This window comes from Microbacterium ulmi, assembly GCF_011759705.1.
Classification (GTDB): domain Bacteria; phylum Actinomycetota; class Actinomycetes; order Actinomycetales; family Microbacteriaceae; genus Microbacterium; species Microbacterium ulmi.
In genome coordinates, this window is sequence record NZ_JAAOZF010000002.1 from 253,704 (window position 1) to 271,093 (window position 17,390).

The 17,390-nt window shown below is 70.4% G+C and carries 15 protein-coding genes; 1 reads left to right on the forward strand and 14 read right to left on the reverse strand.

Annotation, left to right across the window (positions count from 1 at the left end; all coding sequences use genetic code 11):
• Positions 1-52: 52 nt before the first annotated feature.
• From pyk to rpe, 14 genes are all read right to left on the reverse strand, one after another.
• Positions 53-1,495: a pyruvate kinase gene (gene pyk / locus FHS08_RS13855; RefSeq protein ID WP_167040364.1), complete on the reverse strand. Its 1,443-nt coding sequence runs from the start codon at positions 1,493-1,495 to the stop codon at positions 53-55.
• 98 nt (positions 1,496-1,593) lie between these two features.
• The gene (locus FHS08_RS13860; RefSeq protein ID WP_167040366.1) at positions 1,594-3,051 is read right to left on the reverse strand and encodes a glutamate synthase small subunit; all 1,458 of its coding nucleotides are present in this window, start codon (positions 3,049-3,051) and stop codon (positions 1,594-1,596) included.
• The gene (gene gltB / locus FHS08_RS13865) at positions 3,044-7,633 is read right to left on the reverse strand and encodes a glutamate synthase large subunit (protein ID WP_167040368.1); all 4,590 of its coding nucleotides are present in this window, start codon (positions 7,631-7,633) and stop codon (positions 3,044-3,046) included. The genes FHS08_RS13860 and gltB overlap by 8 nt, the downstream gene beginning before the upstream one ends.
• Before the next feature lie 73 nt (positions 7,634-7,706).
• A complete protein-coding gene (gene lgt / locus FHS08_RS13870) occupies positions 7,707-8,702 on the reverse strand; it encodes a prolipoprotein diacylglyceryl transferase (protein WP_167040370.1) in 996 nt (331 codons plus the stop codon).
• 54 nt (positions 8,703-8,756) lie between these two features.
• Positions 8,757-9,554, reverse strand: a complete 798-nt coding sequence (gene trpA / locus FHS08_RS13875) for a tryptophan synthase subunit alpha (protein WP_167040372.1) — start codon at positions 9,552-9,554, stop codon at positions 8,757-8,759.
• Complete coding sequence (trpB, locus tag FHS08_RS13880) at positions 9,551-10,759, reverse strand: tryptophan synthase subunit beta (protein WP_167040374.1); 1,209 nt, start codon at positions 10,757-10,759, stop codon at positions 9,551-9,553. The genes trpA and trpB overlap by 4 nt, the downstream gene beginning before the upstream one ends.
• The gene (trpC, locus tag FHS08_RS13885; protein WP_167040376.1) at positions 10,756-11,532 is read right to left on the reverse strand and encodes an indole-3-glycerol phosphate synthase TrpC; all 777 of its coding nucleotides are present in this window, start codon (positions 11,530-11,532) and stop codon (positions 10,756-10,758) included. The genes trpB and trpC overlap by 4 nt, the downstream gene beginning before the upstream one ends.
• A 2-nt stretch (positions 11,533-11,534) precedes the next feature.
• A complete protein-coding gene (locus tag FHS08_RS13890) occupies positions 11,535-11,765 on the reverse strand; it encodes a DUF6704 family protein (protein ID WP_167040378.1) in 231 nt (76 codons plus the stop codon).
• 43 nt (positions 11,766-11,808) lie between these two features.
• On the reverse strand, positions 11,809-12,402 hold the full coding sequence (locus FHS08_RS13895; RefSeq protein WP_167040380.1) for a Trp biosynthesis-associated membrane protein: 594 nt from the start codon (positions 12,400-12,402) through the stop codon (positions 11,809-11,811).
• Positions 12,399-12,770, reverse strand: a complete 372-nt coding sequence (hisI, locus tag FHS08_RS13900) for a phosphoribosyl-AMP cyclohydrolase (protein ID WP_167040382.1) — start codon at positions 12,768-12,770, stop codon at positions 12,399-12,401. The genes FHS08_RS13895 and hisI overlap by 4 nt, the downstream gene beginning before the upstream one ends.
• A complete protein-coding gene (hisF, locus tag FHS08_RS13905) occupies positions 12,767-13,543 on the reverse strand; it encodes an imidazole glycerol phosphate synthase subunit HisF (protein ID WP_167040384.1) in 777 nt (258 codons plus the stop codon). The genes hisI and hisF overlap by 4 nt, the downstream gene beginning before the upstream one ends.
• Positions 13,543-14,385 carry an ATP phosphoribosyltransferase gene (gene hisG, locus FHS08_RS13910; protein WP_167040386.1) on the reverse strand — a complete coding sequence of 281 codons (843 nt, stop codon included), beginning with the start codon at positions 14,383-14,385 and terminating at the stop codon, positions 13,543-13,545. Before hisG ends, hisF begins: the two co-directional genes overlap by 1 nt.
• 43 nt (positions 14,386-14,428) lie before the next feature.
• Positions 14,429-14,692 carry a phosphoribosyl-ATP diphosphatase gene (locus FHS08_RS13915; protein WP_167040388.1) on the reverse strand — a complete coding sequence of 88 codons (264 nt, stop codon included), beginning with the start codon at positions 14,690-14,692 and terminating at the stop codon, positions 14,429-14,431.
• Between the two features lie 41 nt (positions 14,693-14,733).
• Positions 14,734-15,417, reverse strand: a complete 684-nt coding sequence (gene rpe / locus FHS08_RS13920) for a ribulose-phosphate 3-epimerase (protein ID WP_167040390.1) — start codon at positions 15,415-15,417, stop codon at positions 14,734-14,736.
• An 83-nt stretch (positions 15,418-15,500) separates the two neighbouring features.
• On the opposite strand from rpe, the gene FHS08_RS13925 reads away from it, so the two are divergent.
• Entirely contained in the window at positions 15,501-17,348 is a 1,848-nt protein-coding gene (locus FHS08_RS13925; RefSeq protein WP_167040392.1) for a CHAT domain-containing protein, read from the forward strand.
• Positions 17,349-17,390: the final 42 nt, after the last annotated feature.

Sequence of the window (17,390 nt, forward strand, 5' to 3'; positions counted from 1 at the left end):
GAACGGTCGCGCTCAGTCTAGGAGCGCGACCGTTCGGGCGACAGGGCCCCCGCTACTGGCGGTAGATGGGCGCCGCGCCGTGCACGGCGTCTCCCACCTTGTGGATGCGGATGTCGTTCGTCGAGCCGATGATTCCGGGAGGCGACCCCGAGATGACGACGACCTTGTCGCCGACCTTCGCGAGGTCGTTCGACAGGAGATAGTCGTCCACCTGGATGAACATGCGGTCCGTGTGCTCGACATGCTCGACGAGCGTGGACTGCACACCCCACGTGATCGCCATGCGACGACGGATCGCGGGCTCCGCCGCGAAGGCGAGCATGGGGATGCGGGGACGCAGGCGCGACATCCGCCGTGCCGTGTCACCCGACTCGGTGAAGATGCACAGGAGCTTGGCATCGACGAAGTCTGCGACCTCCATGGCGGCCAGCGTGATGGCGCCGCCCTGCGTGCGGGGCTTCGTCGTGAGCGGCGCGATGCGCTCGAGGCCGTGGTCCTCCGTCGACTCGATGATGCGGGCCATCGTCGAGACGACGCCGACGGGGTACTTGCCGACGCTGGTCTCGCCCGAGAGCATGACGGCGTCCGCGCCGTCGAGGACCGCGTTCGCGACGTCCGACGTCTCTGCACGCGTCGGGACGGGGTTCTCGATCATCGACTCGAGCATCTGCGTCGCGACGATGACGGGCTTGGCCATGCGACGGCACAGCTCGACGGCGCGCTTCTGCACGATCGGGACGGCCTCGAGCGGCAGCTCGACCCCGAGGTCGCCGCGGGCGACCATGATCCCGTCGAACGCGTCGATGATCTCTTCGAGGTTGTCGACGGCCTGCGGCTTCTCGATCTTGGCGATGACGGGGACGCGGCGTCCCTCCTCCGCCATGATGACGTGAACGCGCTGGACATCCTTCGCGTCGCGGACGAACGACAGCGCGATGAGGTCGGCGCCTGCGCGCAGACCCCAGCGGAGGTCGGCCTCGTCCTTGTCCGACAGCGCCGGGACGCTCACCGCGACGCCGGGCAGGTTGATGCCCTTGTTGTTCGACACGGGTCCGCCGACGACGACCTCGGTCGTCACGACGACGCCGTCGGTCTCGAGGACCTTGACGCGCACCTTGCCGTCGTCGATGAGGAGGTGGTCCCCCGCCTTGACGTCGGCAGGCAGGCCTTTGAAGGTCGTCGAGACGATCTCCTTCGTCCCCGGAATGTCTTCGATCGTGATCTTGAAGATGTCGCCGACGGCGAGATCGTGGGGGCCCGCGGCGAACTTGCCGAGGCGGATCTTCGGACCCTGCAGGTCGACGAGGATCGCGACGGCCCGCCCTGCGTCGTCAGCGGCCTTCCGCACGTTCGCAAAGCGCTGCTCGTGCTCCGAGTAGTCGCCGTGGCTGAGGTTGAAGCGGGTGACGTCGACTCCCGCGTCGATGATCGCGCGGATCATCTCGTAGTCGTCGGTTGCCGGGCCGAGTGTGGCCACGATCTTGGCGCGTCTCATCCGTGTCTGCTGCTCTCTTGGGTTTCGGGTTGTCGAATCTGAGCCTCGTCAAGCCTACGCGGGGCCGTCTGAGAAGCGGGGGTGTGCCGTTGTCGAGCCTAGAGGCCGATCGCGACGTCTGTGGGGCGCACGGGTGCCGGCAGCGACGTCTCGCCCATGAGGTAGGCGTCGACGCTCGCGGCCGCCGCGCGGCCCTCGGCGATGGCCCACACGATGAGCGACTGGCCTCGGCCCGCGTCGCCGGCGACGAACACGCCGGGCGCCGTGGACTGCCACTCGTCGTCGCGCTCGACGGCGCCGCGCCCCGTGAACTGGGCGCCCAGCTGCTCCTCGAGGTGCTCCCGCTCGGGGCCGGTGAAGCCCATCGCGATGAGGACGAGGTCCGCGGGGATGTCGCGCTCGGTGCCGCTCTTGGGCACGCGCCTGCCGTCGACGAACTCCGTCTCGGCGATGCGCAGCGAGCGCACCTCGCCGGCCTCGTTGCCGATGAACTCGACGGTGGAGGCCAGATACGCCCGCTCGCCGCCCTCTTCGTGCGCGGACTGCACCTCGAACACCGTCGGCGTCATCGGCCAGGGCTGGTGCTCCGGGCGCTCGCCCGGAGGGCGACGGCCGATCGCGAGGTTCGTGACGCTCAGAGCACCCTGCCGGTGCGCCGTGCCGATGCAGTCGGCGCCCGTGTCGCCGCCGCCGATCACGATGACGTGCTTGCCCTCGGCGGTGATCTGGTGCGGGACGGCGTCGCCCGCCGTCGCCCGGTTCGACTCCACGAGGTACTCCATCGCGAAGTGGACGCCCGCGAGGTCGCGCCCCGGCAGAGGAAGATCGCGCGGCATCGTGGCGCCGGTCGCGACGACGACCGCGTCGTAGCGGGCGCGCAGCTCGCTCCACGAGATGTCCTTGCCGATCTCGACGCCCGCGCGGAAGCGCGTGCCTTCGTCCTGCATCTGGCGGATGCGCGACTCGATGTGGCGCTTCTCCATCTTGAAGTCCGGGATGCCGTACCGCAGCAGTCCGCCGATGCGGTCGTCGCGCTCGAAGACCGCGACGGTGTGACCCGCGCGGGTCAGCTGCTGCGCCGCCGCGAGCCCGGCGGGGCCCGATCCGACGATCGCGACCGTCTTGCCCGTCAGCCGTCCGGGGGGCTCGGCCTCGACCCAGCCGTTGCCGAAGGCCTCGTCGATGATCGAGACCTCGACCTGCTTGATCGTGACGGCGGGCTGGTTGATGCCGAGGACGCACGCGCTCTCGCACGGAGCGGGACACAGGCGTCCCGTGAACTCGGGGAAGTTGTTCGTCGCGTGCAGACGCTCGATCGCCGCGCGGCCCTCGCCGCGCCACGTGAGGTCGTTCCACTCGGGGATCAGGTTGCCGAGCGGACACCCCTTGTGACAGAACGGGATGCCGCAGTCCATGCAGCGCCCTGCCTGGCGGCGGAGCACGGCCGAGTCGCCCGGCTCGTACACCTCTTTCCAGTCGAGGATGCGGACGGGCACAGGGCGCCGAGCGGGAAGCTCGCGCTCCGTGACTTTGAGAAAGCCCTTCGGGTCAGCCACCCGTCACCTCCAGGATGCGGCTCCAGACGACGTCGCCATCGGGGTCGAGCCCCTCCGCGACCGCCTCCTGGCGGGTCTGCAGTACCGCCGCGTAATCGCGCGGAAGCACACGGACGAAGTTGTCGAGCTCCTGCTCGAAGTTCTCGAGGAGCGCGGCGGCGCGCGTCGAGTCGGTCTCGGCGATGTGCTGAACGAGCAGATCGCGGAGGATCTCGGCGTCCCCCGACCCGAGCGGGCCGAGCTCGAGCTCGCCGGCTGCGAGAGCCTCCCGGTTCACGAGCTTGGGGTCGAGCTTGTAGATGTAGGCGGTGCCGCCGGACATCCCGGCGCCGAGGTTGCGCCCCGTCGAGCCCAGGATGACCGCGAGGCCGCCCGTCATGTACTCCAGCGCGTGGTCGCCGACGCCTTCCACGACGGCCGTCGCACCGGAGTTGCGGACGAAGAACCTCTCGCCGACGACGCCGCGCAGGAACATCGTGCCCTGCGTCGCGCCGTAGCCGATGACGTTGCCCGCTATGACGTTCTCCGACGCGTCGAAGGTCGCGGCCTTCGGGGGGCGGACGACGATCTGACCGCCCGACAGGCCCTTCCCGACGTAGTCGTTCGAGTCGCCCTCGAGGCGCAGCGTGATGCCCGCGGGCATGAAGGCGCCGAAGGACTGACCCGCCGAGCCCTTGAGGTTGACGACGATCGAGCCGGACTTCAGACCGTTCTGCCCGTGCGCGAGCGTGACGTGGTGGCCGAGCATCGTCCCGACCGCTCGGGCCGTGTTGCGGATCGGCAGGTCGATCGTGATGCGACCGCCGTGGGCGATGACGTCCTGCGCCTTCTCGATGAGCTGCACGTCGAAGTGCTCGTCGAGCTCGTGGTGCTGCGGACGGAGGTTGCGGCGCGGCTCATCCGCCGCGAATGCGGGACCCTCGAGGACCGGTGTCAGGTCGAGCCCGCTGGCCTTCCAGTGATCCACCGCGCCGTTGACGTCGAGCAGCTCGCTGTGGCCGATCACCTCGTCGAGCGTGCGGAAGCCGAGCTCGGCGAGGTGCTCGCGCACCTCCTCCGCGATGAACTCCATGAAGTTCACGACGTACTCCGGCTTGCCCGTGAAGCGCGAGCGCAGGACCGGGTTCTGCGTCGCGACGCCGACGGGGCACGTGTCGAGATGGCAGACGCGCATCATGATGCAGCCCGACACGACCAGCGGCGCCGTCGCGAAGCCGAACTCCTCGGCGCCGAGCAGGGCTCCGATGATGACGTCGCGTCCGGTCTTGAGCTGGCCGTCGACCTGCACGACGACGCGATCGCGCATCCCGTTGAGCATGAGGGTCTGCTGCGTCTCGGCGAGGCCCAGCTCCCACGGCGTCCCTGCGTGCTTGAGCGAGTTGAGTGGGGACGCGCCCGTGCCGCCGTCGTGTCCCGAGACGAGGATGACATCGGCGAGGGCCTTCGCGGTTCCGGCCGCGACCGCGCCGATGCCCGACTGGCTCACGAGCTTGACGTGCACGCGCGCCTTGGGGTTCGCCCGCTTGAGGTCGAAGATGAGCTGCTTGAGGTCTTCGATCGAGTAGATGTCGTGATGCGGCGGCGGAGAGATGAGCCCGACGCCGGCCGTCCCGCCGCGCGTGCGCGCGATCCACGGGTAGACCTTCGTGGGCGGCAGCTGACCGCCCTCGCCGGGCTTGGCCCCCTGCGCGAGCTTGATCTGGATGTCGTCGGCCTCGGTGAGGTACAGGCTCGTGACGCCGAAGCGACCCGACGCGACCTGCTTGATGGCGCTGCGGCGCTCGGGGTCGAGGAGGCGGTCGACGTCCTCGCCTCCCTCGCCGGTGTTCGACTTCCCGCCGAGGCGGTTCATGGCGATCGCGAGCGTCTCATGGGCTTCGCGCGAGATCGAGCCGTAGCTCATGGCTCCCGTCGAGAAGCGCTTGACGATCGACGACACCGGCTCGACCTCGTCGATCGGCACGGGCGGGCGCTCGCCCTTGCGCAGCGTGAACATGCCGCGGAGGGTCTTGAGCTCGGCCGCCTGGTCGTCGACGAGCTTCGTGTACTCGCGGAAGATGTCATAGCGACGCGTGCGCGTCGAATGCTGCAGGCGGAACACCGTGTCGGGGTTGAACAGGTGCGGCGAGCCGTCGCGGCGCCACTGGTACTCGCCACCGGTCCATAGGCGCTCGTGCGCGCGCGCGGCCTGGTCTTCGGGGTACGCGAAGTCATGACGCGCCTTGTTCTCGGCCGCGATCTCCTCGATGCCGATCCCGCCGAGCTTCGACTCGGTTCCCGTGAAGTACGCGTCGATGACGTCCTGGCCCAGCCCGATCGCCTCGAACGCCTGGGCGCCCGCATACGACGAGACGGTCGAGACGCCCATCTTCGACATGATCTTCAGGACGCCCTTGCCGAGCGCGTAGATGACGTTCCTGACCGCCTTGTCGGGAGAGATCCCCGTGATGAAGCCGGTTCGCACCAGATACTCGACGGTCTCCATCGCGAGGTACGGGTTCACGGCCGACGCGCCGTATCCGAGGACCGTCGCGACGTGGTGCACTTCGCGGACGTCGCCGGCCTCGACGACGAGCCCGACCTTCATGCGGGTCTCGTTGCGGATGAGGTGGTGGTGGACGGCGGCCACGAGCAGCAGCGAAGGGATCGGGACGAGGTCCTTGTTCGAGTCGCGGTCGCTGAGCACGATGAACTCGACGCCGCGCTCGATCGCGGCATCCACTTCGTCGCAGATCTCGTCGAGGCGCGCCTTCATGGCACCGGAGCCGAGGTCGGAGTGGTACAGCCCCTTGATCGTGACCGACGTGCGGCCCGGGAGCGCGCGGTCGATGTGCTGGATCTTGGCGAGCTCGTCGTTGTCGATGACGGGGAAGTCGAGCGTCACGCTCTGGGCGTGGTCGGGTCCCCACGAGAGGAGGTTCGGCTCGGGGCCGAGGCCCGTCTTGAGGCTCGTCACGACCTCTTCGCGGATGGAGTCGAGCGGCGGGTTCGTCACCTGCGCGAACTGCTGCGTGAAGTAGTCGAACAGCAGGCGAGGCCGCTTGCTGAGGACCGCGACGGGCGTGTCGCTGCCCATCGCGCCGAGGGGCTCCGCGCCGTTCTGGCCCATGGGGGCGAGAAGGATCCGGACCTCCTCCTCGGTGTAGCCGAAGGTGCGCTGGCGACGGGTGATCGATGCGATCGGATGGACGATGTGCTCGCGCTCGGGGAGGTCGGCCAGGCGCACCCGCCCCTTGTCGAGCCATTCCTGCCACGGCTGCATCGTCGCGAGCTCGGCCTTGATCTCCTCGTCCTCGATGATGCGGCGCTGGGCCGTGTCGACGAGGAACATGCGACCGGGACGCAGACGCCCGCGGCGCTTGATCCGCTCGGGCGCGAAGTCGAGAACGCCCGTCTCGCTGCCGATGACGATGAGGCCGTCGGTCGTCTCGGTCCATCGGCCCGGGCGCAGGCCGTTGCGGTCGAGCGTGGCCCCCACGAGCGTGCCGTCCGTGAAGATGAGCGCGGCCGGGCCGTCCCACGGCTCCATCTGCAGCGAGTGGTAGTCGTAGAACGCACGCAGCGCCGGGTCGATGTCGGTCTGCTTCTCGTACGCCTCCGGCACCATCATCATGATGGCGTGCGGGAGGCTGCGGCCCGTGAGGGTGAGCAGCTCGAGGACTTCGTCGAAGGACGCCGAGTCGCTCGCGCCCTCCGTGCAGATCGGCAGGAGCGGGCGGATGTCGCCCACGAGCTGCGACTCGAGCTGCGACTGGCGCGCGCGCATCCAGTTGCGGTTGCCGTTGACCGTGTTGATCTCGCCGTTGTGCGCGAGCATGCGCAGCGGCTGAGCGAGCGGCCACGACGGGAACGTGTTGGTCGAGTAGCGGGAGTGCACGACGGCGAGCTCGGAGGCGAACCTCTCGTCGGACAGGTCGGGGTAGAACGGCTCGAGCTGGAGCGTCGTGACCATGCCCTTGTAACCGAGCGTGCGGCTCGACAGCGAGACGAAGTACGCGTCGAGCTCCCTGCGGGCGCGCTTGCGCAGACGGTAGACGCGGCGGTCGAGGTCGATGCCCGACAGCGCGGGCGCGTCGCCCACGGCCGGGCGCGAGACGAAGAACTGCTCGAAGGTCGGGCGGGCCTCGAACGCGAGCTTGCCGAGGTGGTGGTCCTGCGTCGGCACGTCGCGCCAGCCGAGCACGACGAGGTTCTCGCTGGCCGCGATGGCCTCGATGCCCGCCTTCTGCGCCGCGCGGGCCTCGGCATCCCGCGGCAGGAAGACCATGCCCGCCGCATACTCGCCGACGGGCGGCAGCTCGAAGCCGACGACGGCGCGGAGGAAGGCGTCCGGCATCTGCGTCAGGATGCCCGCGCCGTCGCCCGTGCCCGCGTCGGAGCCGATCGCACCGCGGTGCTCGAGGTTGCGCAGCGCCGTCAGCGCCAGGTCGATGATGTCGTGCCCGGGCTCGCCGCGCAGCGTCGCCACCATGGCGAGACCGCAGGCGTCCTTCTCGAACGCAGGGTTGTACATGCCCTGCTTCGACGGGAACACACCCAGACCGGACTGGCCGGTGGGGCTGTGACGGGGGCTCGAAGCCATACCAACCGTCCTCACATTGATGCTCAAGATGGGACGACGTCGGCCCGGGGGAATGCGGAGAGCGAACTCTGCCTTACTTCGTGGCGACTGTGCTTGTGGCGGCGGCCTCGATGACTTCGCTGCTCGGGTCGCTGAGATCGACGAAGTCGTTCGTGTTCTGCGATTGTACAGCGCCCTCGGGAGCCCACTCACGGCCTGGCACGTACGGCGAGGGCTCGAGGCCCGTGTGGCGGCGCTTCTGCACGAACATGATGACCAGACCCAGCACGACGCCGACGATCGCGGCCCACACGTTCGTGCGCAGACCGAGGATGATGTCGCTGGGATCGATGCGGATCGACTCCCACACGATGCGTCCCGCGCTGTACCAGACGAGGTACAGGCCGAACAGGCGCCCCCACTGGAGCTTGAAGCGCCTGCCCGCCCACAGGAGGACGACGACGCCCAGCAGGTTCCAGATGACCTCGTAGAGGAACGTGGGGTGGAACAGGGTCCCCTGGGGCAGCCCGACGGGCCACGCGGGGTTCGGGTATGCGATCTCCAGGCCCCACGGCACGTCGGTCGGCAGGCCGAACAGCTCCTGGTTGAACCAGTTGCCGAAGCGTCCGACCGCCTGCGCGAGCAGGAGGCCGGGCGCGAGCGCGTCGGCGAAGGTCCAGAAGCGGATGCCGGTCCAGCGGCATCCGAGCCACGCGCCGATCGCGCCGCCGATGAGCGACCCGTAGATCGCGATCCCGCCCTCCCAGATGAACAGCGCCGACCACGGGTTGGCGCCCTCTCCGAAGTAGAACCCCCAGTGCGTCAGGACGTGGTAGATCCGTGCGCCGATGATCGCGATCGGGACGGCGAGCAGAGAGATGTCGACGACGACCCACGGCTCCGCGCCGCGCTTGGTCAGGCGGTGGTTCGTGAGCAGCACGGCGAGGATGATCCCCGCGATGATGCACAGCGCGTAGAAGTGGATCGTGGGGTGCCATCCGAAGATGTCGAACGTGAAGGAGCTCACGGGCGGACTCGGGATGCTCGCAACCACGCCCTGGGTCGGGATGCTCTGCGCGGCGTTGATCATGGGGCGTACGTCCTTGCTGAGGGGGATTCCGGCGAGCGGCCGGCCGGGGAAAGTCTAAGCGGCGTCAGGCGCGAGCACCGTGCCGGACGCGAGCTTCCGCGCCGTCTCGGCGAGCCCGTCCAGCCCGCCGTCCCGGAGGGCCCGCACGAGCGCCGTGCCGACGATCGCGCCGTCCGCGTAGTCGAGCACGCCCGCCACCTGCGCGGCGTTCGAGATGCCGATCCCGACGCACGCGCGCTCGCAGCCGTGGGCGCGCAGTCGCTCGACGAGGGTGCGGGCCGCGGCATCGAGCTGCGCCCTCTCCCCCGTGATGCCCATCGTCGACACCGTGTACACGAAGCCCGTCGAGCTCTCGACGATGAGGTCGAGGCGCTCGTCGGTCGAGGTCGGCGCGGCGAGGAAGACGCGATCGAGGCCCGTTCGCTCGCTCGCGGCGATCCACTCGGGAGCCGCCTCCGGCGTGATGTCGGGCGTGATGAGGCCCGCTCCGCCCGCGGCGAGCAGGTCGTCGGCGTACCGGTCGACGCCGTACTGGAGCACCGGGTTCCAGTAGGTCATGACGAGCACGGGCACGTCGACGCGCCGGGTGATCTCGCGGACGGCCGTGAACGTGTCGCGGAGGCGGAATCCGCCCGCGAGGGCCGCCTGGGTCGCCTCCTGGATGACGGTCCCGTCCATGACGGGGTCGGAATAGGGAGGGCCGAGCTCGAGGACGTCCGCGCCGTTCTCGGCGACGGCGACGGCCGCGTCGATGCTCGTCTGGAGATCGGGAAAGCCGAGCGGCAGGTATCCGACGAACGCGCCCCTTCCCTGCGAGCGCGCCGCGTCGATCGCGGAGGCGACCCGGCTCACGACACCGCTCCGGCATCGTACAGGCCGAAGTAGCGTGCGGCCGTGTCCATGTCCTTGTCTCCACGCCCGCTCAGGCACACCGCGAGGACGGCGTCTGGGCCGAGCTCGCGGCCCATGCGAAGCGCGCCTGCGAGGGCGTGGGCGGACTCGATCGCGGGGATGATGCCCTCCGTCCGCGACAGGAGCCGCAGAGCCTGCATGGCCTCGTCGTCGGTCGCGGGGATGTACTCGGCCCGGCCGATCGAGGCGAGCCACGCGTGCTCCGGGCCGACGCCCGGGTAGTCGAGCCCGGCCGAGATGGAGTGCGACTCGATCGTCTGGCCGTCCTCGTCCTGCAGGACGTAGGTCTTCGCCCCGTGCAGCACGCCCGGTCGGCCGCGCTCGATCGAGGCGGCGTGGCGCGGCGTGTCGACGCCGTCGCCGGCGGCCTCGACGCCGTAGAGCCTGACGTGCTCGTCGTCGAGGAACGCGTCGAACATGCCGATCGCGTTCGAACCGCCGCCCACGCAGGCGAGGACGGCGTCGGGGAGACGGCCGAGCTCGTCGAGGAGCTGGCGCCTGGCCTCTTCGCCGATGATCTTCTGGAAGTCGCGCACCATGGCGGGGAACGGATGCGGCCCCGCCGCCGTGCCGAAGATGTAGTTCGTCGTCTCGACGCTCGCGACCCAGTCGCGGTAGGCATCGTTGATGGCGTCCTTGAGCGTGCGGGACCCCGTCGTGACCGGGATCACCTCGGCGCCCAGGAGCCGCATGCGAGCGACGTTGAGGGCCTGGCGCTGCGTGTCGACCTCGCCCATGTAGATCGTGCAGTCGAAGCCGAACAGCGCCGCCGCCGTCGCCGTCGCGACGCCGTGCTGGCCCGCGCCCGTCTCGGCGATGACGCGCGTCTTGCCGAGGCGCTTCGTGAGCAGCGCCTGGCCGAGCACGTTGTTGATCTTGTGCGAGCCCGTGTGGTTGAGGTCTTCGCGCTTGAGGAAGACGCGCGCGCCCCCCGCGTGCGCGCCGAACCGCGGCACCTCCGTGAGCGCGGAAGGGCGGCCGGCGTACGAGTGCAGGAGCCGCGCGAACTCGGCCTGGAACCCGGGGTCGGTCTTGGTGGCCTCGTACTCGGCCGTCAGCTCGTCGATGGCGGCGACGAGCGACTCGGGCATGTAGCGCCCGCCGAACTCGCCGAAGAAGGGCCCCGTTGCCGCGCGCAGGCTCACGATCCCGCCTCCAGGAACGCTCCGAGCGTCGCGACGGGGTCGCCGGTCACGAGGGCCTCCCCCACGAGCACGACATCGGCGCCCGCGGCACGATAGTGCGCGACGTCGGCGGGGGCGAGCACGGCCGACTCGGCGATCTTCACGGCGCCGGCGGGGATCTGCTCTGCAAGCCGCCCGAAGAGGTCGCGGTCGAGGTGGAAGGTCGACAGATCGCGCGCGTTGACGCCCACGAGCCTCGCGCCGACATCGGCGGCGCGAGCGACCTCGGTCGCGGAGTGGGTCTCGACGAGTGGTGTCATGCCGAGCTCGAGCGTCAGCGCGTGCAGGCGCGCGAGGACGTCCTGCTCGAGGGCCGCGACGATCAGGAGCACGAGGTCCGCGCCCGACGCGCGCGCCTCGAGCACCTGGTACTCGGTCGCGATGAAGTCCTTGCGCAGCACGGGCAGGCCGACGGCGGACTTGACGGCCTCGAGGTCGGCCAGGCTGCCCTTGAAGCGCCGGGCCTCGGTAAGGACGGAGATCGCCGAGGCGCCGCCCCGCTCATAGAGCCCCGCCTGCAGCGCGGGGTCGGGGATGGCGGCCAGGTCTCCGCGCGACGGGCTCGCACGCTTGACTTCGGCGATGATCTTGACGCGGTCGGCGGGGGCGAGCGCGGCGAGGGCGTCGCGTGCCGGCGCCTGCGCGAGCGCTGCCCCCTCAACGGCCGCAAGCGGCCGCTCTGAGGCGCGAGCCTCGGCATCCTGAACCGCGCCGGCCGTGAGGTCGGCGAGCATGCTCAATGCTCTTTCGGCGCGTACTTCGGACCGTTGACGCCGTAGCCCGCCCTGGCCAGACCCCAGCCCACGATGAGCCCGACGACGAGAAGAGCGACCGACGCCCAGACGAGCACCGGCAGGTCGAAGAAGAAGAAGACCGTGCCGAGCGTCACGGCGACCAGCATGATGACGACAGCCGTCCACGCGGCCGGCGAATGTCCGTGGCCAGGGTCGCCGATGGGGTTGCTCATGGATGTCCTCCGGGGTAAGGCGGGTTCCGTCAGTCTAGCGGGGTCAGGCGGTCGGATCAGCGCCGCGCGACAGGTCGTCCCAGTCGTCGATCGCGTCGTGGGGGCGGGATGCCGCGGGGGCAGCGGCTGTCGCATCGCCGGGGCGGTACCGGCGGCCGCTGCCGCGCCACGCGTGCGCCGTCGAGAGCGTCAGCACCCCCGCGGCGAAGAGCACGATCCAGCCCGCGAGCGTCACGAAGGGCCACGGAGTGCTCGCCGTCGACGTGATGAGCGCCGACACGGCGGCCTCCCCCGTGAGCCCCGTCGCCTCTGTGACGGTCGATGCGACGGCGGATGCCGGGCGCTGCATCGCCACGGTCCCCGTGAGGGCGGTCAGGGCGACCGCGATCGTCACCGTGAGCGCGCCGAAGACGTACCGCAGGGCCGGTCCGACGATCGTCAGCGCGAGGCCCAGGGCGAGGAGGGCCAGGCTCAGCGGTGCGAGGACGGGGATCGCGGAGGCGCCGGGGACCGCGAGCTCGCGGTGGGCGCCGTCGGCGAGAGCCACCGTGAGCCACGTCTGCGTCGACGAGACGACGCCGAGGGCCCCCGTCGCGACGATCGCGATCACCGCGAGGAGTCGCGCGCGGGCGATCATGACGCGTCGACGGGATCGGGCCCGACGACGGGGTCGAGGTCGTCCGCGTCGAAGCACGTCCGCGTGCCCGTGTGGCACGCCGGCCCGACCTGCTCCACCTGCAGCAGGACGGCGTCGCCGTCGCAGTCGAGGCGCGCGCCGCGCACGACCTGGATGTGGCCCGACGTGTCGCCCTTGCGCCAGTACTCCTGCCTCGACCGCGACCAGAAGGTCACACGACCCGAGGTGAGCGTGCGGCGGAGGGCCTCGGCATCCATCCAGCCGAGCATGAGGACCTCGCGCGTGTCCCATTGCTGCACGATCGCCGCGACGAGGCCCTTGTCGTCGAACGTCACGCGCGCGATGCGCTCTTCGATGGTCTCGGTCATCGTGTCTCGATCCCCTCGGCTCCCAGCGCCGCTTTCACGTCGCCGACGGTCAGCTGGCCCGAGTGGAAGACGGATGCCGCGAGCACGGCGTCGGCACCCGCGTGGATCGCGGGTGCGAAGTCCTCGGCGCGTCCTGCGCCGCCGGAGGCGATGACCGGCACGCTCGAGATCTCGCGCATGAGCGAGACGAGCTCGAGGTCGAAGCCCTCCTTCGTGCCGTCGGCGTCGATGGAGTTGACCAGGAGCTCGCCCGCGCCGCGCTGGGTCGCCTCGCGGGCCCATTCGAGCGCGTCGAGCGAGGTCTCCGTCCGGCCGCCGTGGGTCGTCACGACGAACCCCGAGGGGATCCGGTCGATGACCCCGGCCGAGGCGCGCTTGACGTCGAGCGACAGGACGAGCACCTGCGCGCCGAACCGGTCGGCGATCTCGTCGATCAGACCGGGGCGTGCGATGGCGGCGGAGTTGACGCCGATCTTGTCGGCGCCGACGGACAGCAGCCGTGCGACGTCCTCGGTCGATCGCACTCCCCCGCCGACCGTCAGCGGGATGAAGACCTCCTCGGCCGTGCGGCGCACGACGTCGTAGGTCGTGGCGCGCTCGTCGACCGTCGCGGTCACGTCGAGGAAGGTGATCTCGTCCGCGCCCTGCAGGAAGTACGCGCGCGCGAGCTCGACGGGATCGCCCATGTCGCGCAGGTTCTCGAAGTTGACGCCCTTGACGACCCGGCCGCCGGCGACGTCGAGACAGGGGATGACGCGGCAGACGAGCGCCATCAGAGCCTCGCTGCGTGGATCTCGGTCACGAGGATCGCGCGCGCGCCGATCGCGTAGAGGGCGTCCATGACCTGGTTGACGCCCTTGCGCGGGCTCATGACGCGCACGGCGACCCACTCGGGGTCGCGCAGCGGCGACACGGTCGGCGACTCGATCCCGGGGGCGACGGCGACCGCCTGGTCGAGCAGGTGCACGGGCAGGTCGTAGTCGATGAGCACGTACCTGCGCGCGACCATGACGCCGCGCAGCCGCCGCAGCAGCGTCTCCGTGCCGTCGACCTTCACGGCGGGGCCGATCAGGACGGCCTCCGACTCGAGAAGCACGGGGCCGAAGATCTCGAGGCCGGCCTGCCGCAGCGTCGTTCCCGTCGACACGACGTCGGCGACGGCGTCCGCGACGCCGAGCTCGACGGCGGACTCGACGGCGCCGTCGAGGGGCACGAGGTCGACCGCGATGTCCCGCGCGTCGAGGAACGCGTCCACGAGGCCGGGATACGCGGTCGCGACACGCACGCCGTCGAGGTCTTCGAGCCGGGTGAAGCGTCCAGGGGGCCCCGCGAACCGGAACGTCGAGTCGCCGAAGCCGAGCGCCTCGATCTCGCGCGCCCCCGGCATCCGGGCGTCGAAGAGGAGGTCGCGGCCCGTGATCCCGACGTCGAGCGCGCCCGACCCGACGTAGGTCGCGATGTCCTTGGGGCGCAGGTAGAAGAACTCGACGTCGTTCTGGGGGTCGATGACGTGCAGGTCTTTCGGGTCGCGCCGGCCGACGTATCCGGCCTCGTGGAGCATCTCGGAGGCGGTGTCGGCGAGGGAGCCCTTGTTCGGCACGGCGATTCGCAGCATGGGGGCGTGGCTTTCGGGGTCGGAGCGGATGTCGGGCGGACGCTCAGAGATGTCGGTAGACGTCCTCGAGCGTGAGGCCCTTCGCGAGCATCAGCACCTGGAGGTGGTACAGCAGCTGTGAGATCTCCTCGGCTGCGGCATCCGTCGGCTCGTACTCTGCGGCCATCCAGACCTCTGCCGCCTCTTCGACGATCTTCTTGCCGATGGCGTGCACGCCGGCGTCGAGCTCGGAGACGGTGCGGGACCCTTCGGGGCGCTCCACCGCCTTCGCGGTGAGCTCAGCGAACAGGGCGTCGAACGTCTTCACCGTCCAAGGTTACCGAACAGGGGGGACGCCGCGGTGCGCCGTCAGCGCCGATGGGAGTGCGCGGAGGCCCGCAGAGCCGCGATCGCGGCATCCGGATCGTCCGCGCCGAAGACGGCAGACCCCGCCACGAAGGTGTCGGCGCCCGCCTCGGCGGCCTGCTCGATGGTGCCGGGCGCGATGCCGCCGTCGACCTGCAGCCAGACCCCGGACCCGCGGCGCCGGGCCTCGTCCGAGAGGAGCCGGAGCTTGGGCATCATGTCGGCCATGAACGACTGACCGCCGAACCCCGGCTCGACCGTCATGACGAGGATCTGGTCGAACTCGTCGAGCACGTCGAAGAGCGGCTCGACGCCCGTGGCCGGCTTGACGGCGACGCCCGCGCGCGCGCCGATCCCCCGAAGCGTGCGCGCGAGCGCGACGGGATCGGCAGCGGCCTCGAGGTGGAAGGTGACGGATGCCGCGCCGAGCTCGGCGTAGCCGGGCGCCCAGCGGTCGGGGTCGTCGATCATGAGGTGCACGTCGAGGGGCACGGGGCTCGTCGCCTGGATGCGCTCGACCATCTGCGGGCCGAAGGTGAGGTTGGGCACGAAGTGGTTGTCCATGACGTCGACGTGCACGAAGTCGGCCGTCGCGATGCGTGCGAGCTCGGCCCGCATGTTCACGAAGTCGGCCGCCAGGATGCTCGGATTGATGCGGATGCCGCTGCTGTCAGACACGACTCCCATTATGGGCGGGCGATCCGACGGGCCGTCGATGTATCGAGACGGACGCCAGACGCCTCTTCTTCGACGAACCCTCGGAGGTCTCCATGGCAGCGGTGGTGGAACTCGAAGTCGGCGGCGGGGACGTCCCCGGCGCCTGGATCGTCCGGGTGCTTCGGTCGGCCGGGACCGGCGGCGGGCGCGGCGTCTTCGAGGTCGACGTCGACGCTCTGCTCGGCCGCCTCCGATCGCTCGAGGAGACGGTGCTCGCGTCCTCTGTCGTGGCGCGGCGGGTTCTCACTCCGGGCGAGTCGGATATCCAGCGCATCGGGACCGAGCTGTTCGACGGGCTGTTCCGCGATGATGTCGAGGCGGCGTATCGCACGAGTCGCGCGGTCGCCCTGTCGCGGGGTGAGACGGTGCAGCTGCGGCTGCGCCTCACCGACCCGAGGCTCGCGGCCCTTCCGTGGGAGACCCTCTACGACCGGACGAATCACGCCTATGTCTGTCGCAAGGACTCGCTGATCCGCCAGATCCCCTCCCCCGACTCGCTCCTGCCTCCGCAGCGCACGCTGCCGCTGAGGATCCTCGCGATGGTGTCGTCCCCCCGCCGGCTGGATCCGATCGACGCAGAGGGCGAGCGGGCGCGCCTCGAGGACGCGCTCGCCGCTCAGACGCAGGCCGGACTCGTTCAGCTCGAATGGCTCGAGGACGTCACGTGGGAGAGTCTGCACACGTCCCTGCTCGCCGGCGAGTGGCACGTCCTGCACTTCATCGGACACAGCCGGTATGACGTCGAGACCGATCAGGGCGAGCTCGCCTTCAGCGCCTCCGGAGGACGCACCGACTGGGTCGGAGCCGACTCGCTCGCGGACCTCATCGCGGAGGCCGAGCCGGCGCCGCGCCTCGTCGTGCTCAACTCGTGCCTGTCCGGTGCGACGGGGTTCACCGAGCTGTACTCGGGCACGGCTTCCGCGCTCGTGCGCAACGGCGTCGATGCCGTCGTCGCGATGCAGTTCTCGATCACAGACGATGCGGCCCTCGCGTTCGCCCGCGGCTTCTACGGCGCGCTCGCGCACGGTCGCACGATCGACGACGCCACGCGCAGCGGAAGGATCGCGATCCTCGGGATGGGCCGCGACACGCTCGAGTGGGTGACGCCCGTGCTGTGCCTCCGCGGCGAGGACACGCGCCTGTTCGAGGCGAGGGCCTCGGCTGCCGAGCGGCCGCAGCCGGCCGCGCCGTCAGAGCCCGTGCGGGCGCAGGCGCAGCGGGATGCGGGTGAGGTCCCGCGGACGGCCGATGCGGATGCCGTCCCCGACGAGCCGCCTGCTCCGGCGGCGAAGGAGGACGGCAGGGCTGAGGCTTCCGCCGCTGAGGACGACGATCTCGACCGCGCGCCGGCCCACGCCGATGCGCCGGATCCGCCGCGGACGCGCGTCTCGCGAGGTCGGCGATGGGCGGTGGTCGCCGTTCTGGCGATCGGCGTGCTGGCCGCGGCGGCGTTCGCGGTGTCGATGTGGCTGCAGCAGGCAGGCGACGACCAGAGCACCGAGACGACCCCTCCCGCAGCGTCGACGCCGCCGACTCCCGCGATCGCGACGACCGTGGTCGAGGTGCCGGGGGCCCAGCTGTGGAAGCAGACGGGGATCGAATGCCGGACGGGAGCGCCGCTGCTCATCCGCGCGAGCGGAACAGTGCAGCACGGGCCGACCGTCGATCGGACGTCCGGACCGGACGGGATGCCGGGCGAACGTCTCGACACGAACGTGATCTCCGACGCGAACCACGCCGCGCTCATCGCCCGCATCGGCGAGTTCGGGACCGCGTTCGTGGTCGGCTCGGCGCTGGACACCGTGTGCGACGCCGACGGGGAGCTGTTCCTCGGCATCAACGACGAAGGCTTCGTGGGGAACACCGGGCAGTACCTGGCGTCGGTCCGCTACGAACAGTGACCGTGGCCACGTCGTGCACCGGCATCCCTATCAGATCGCGAG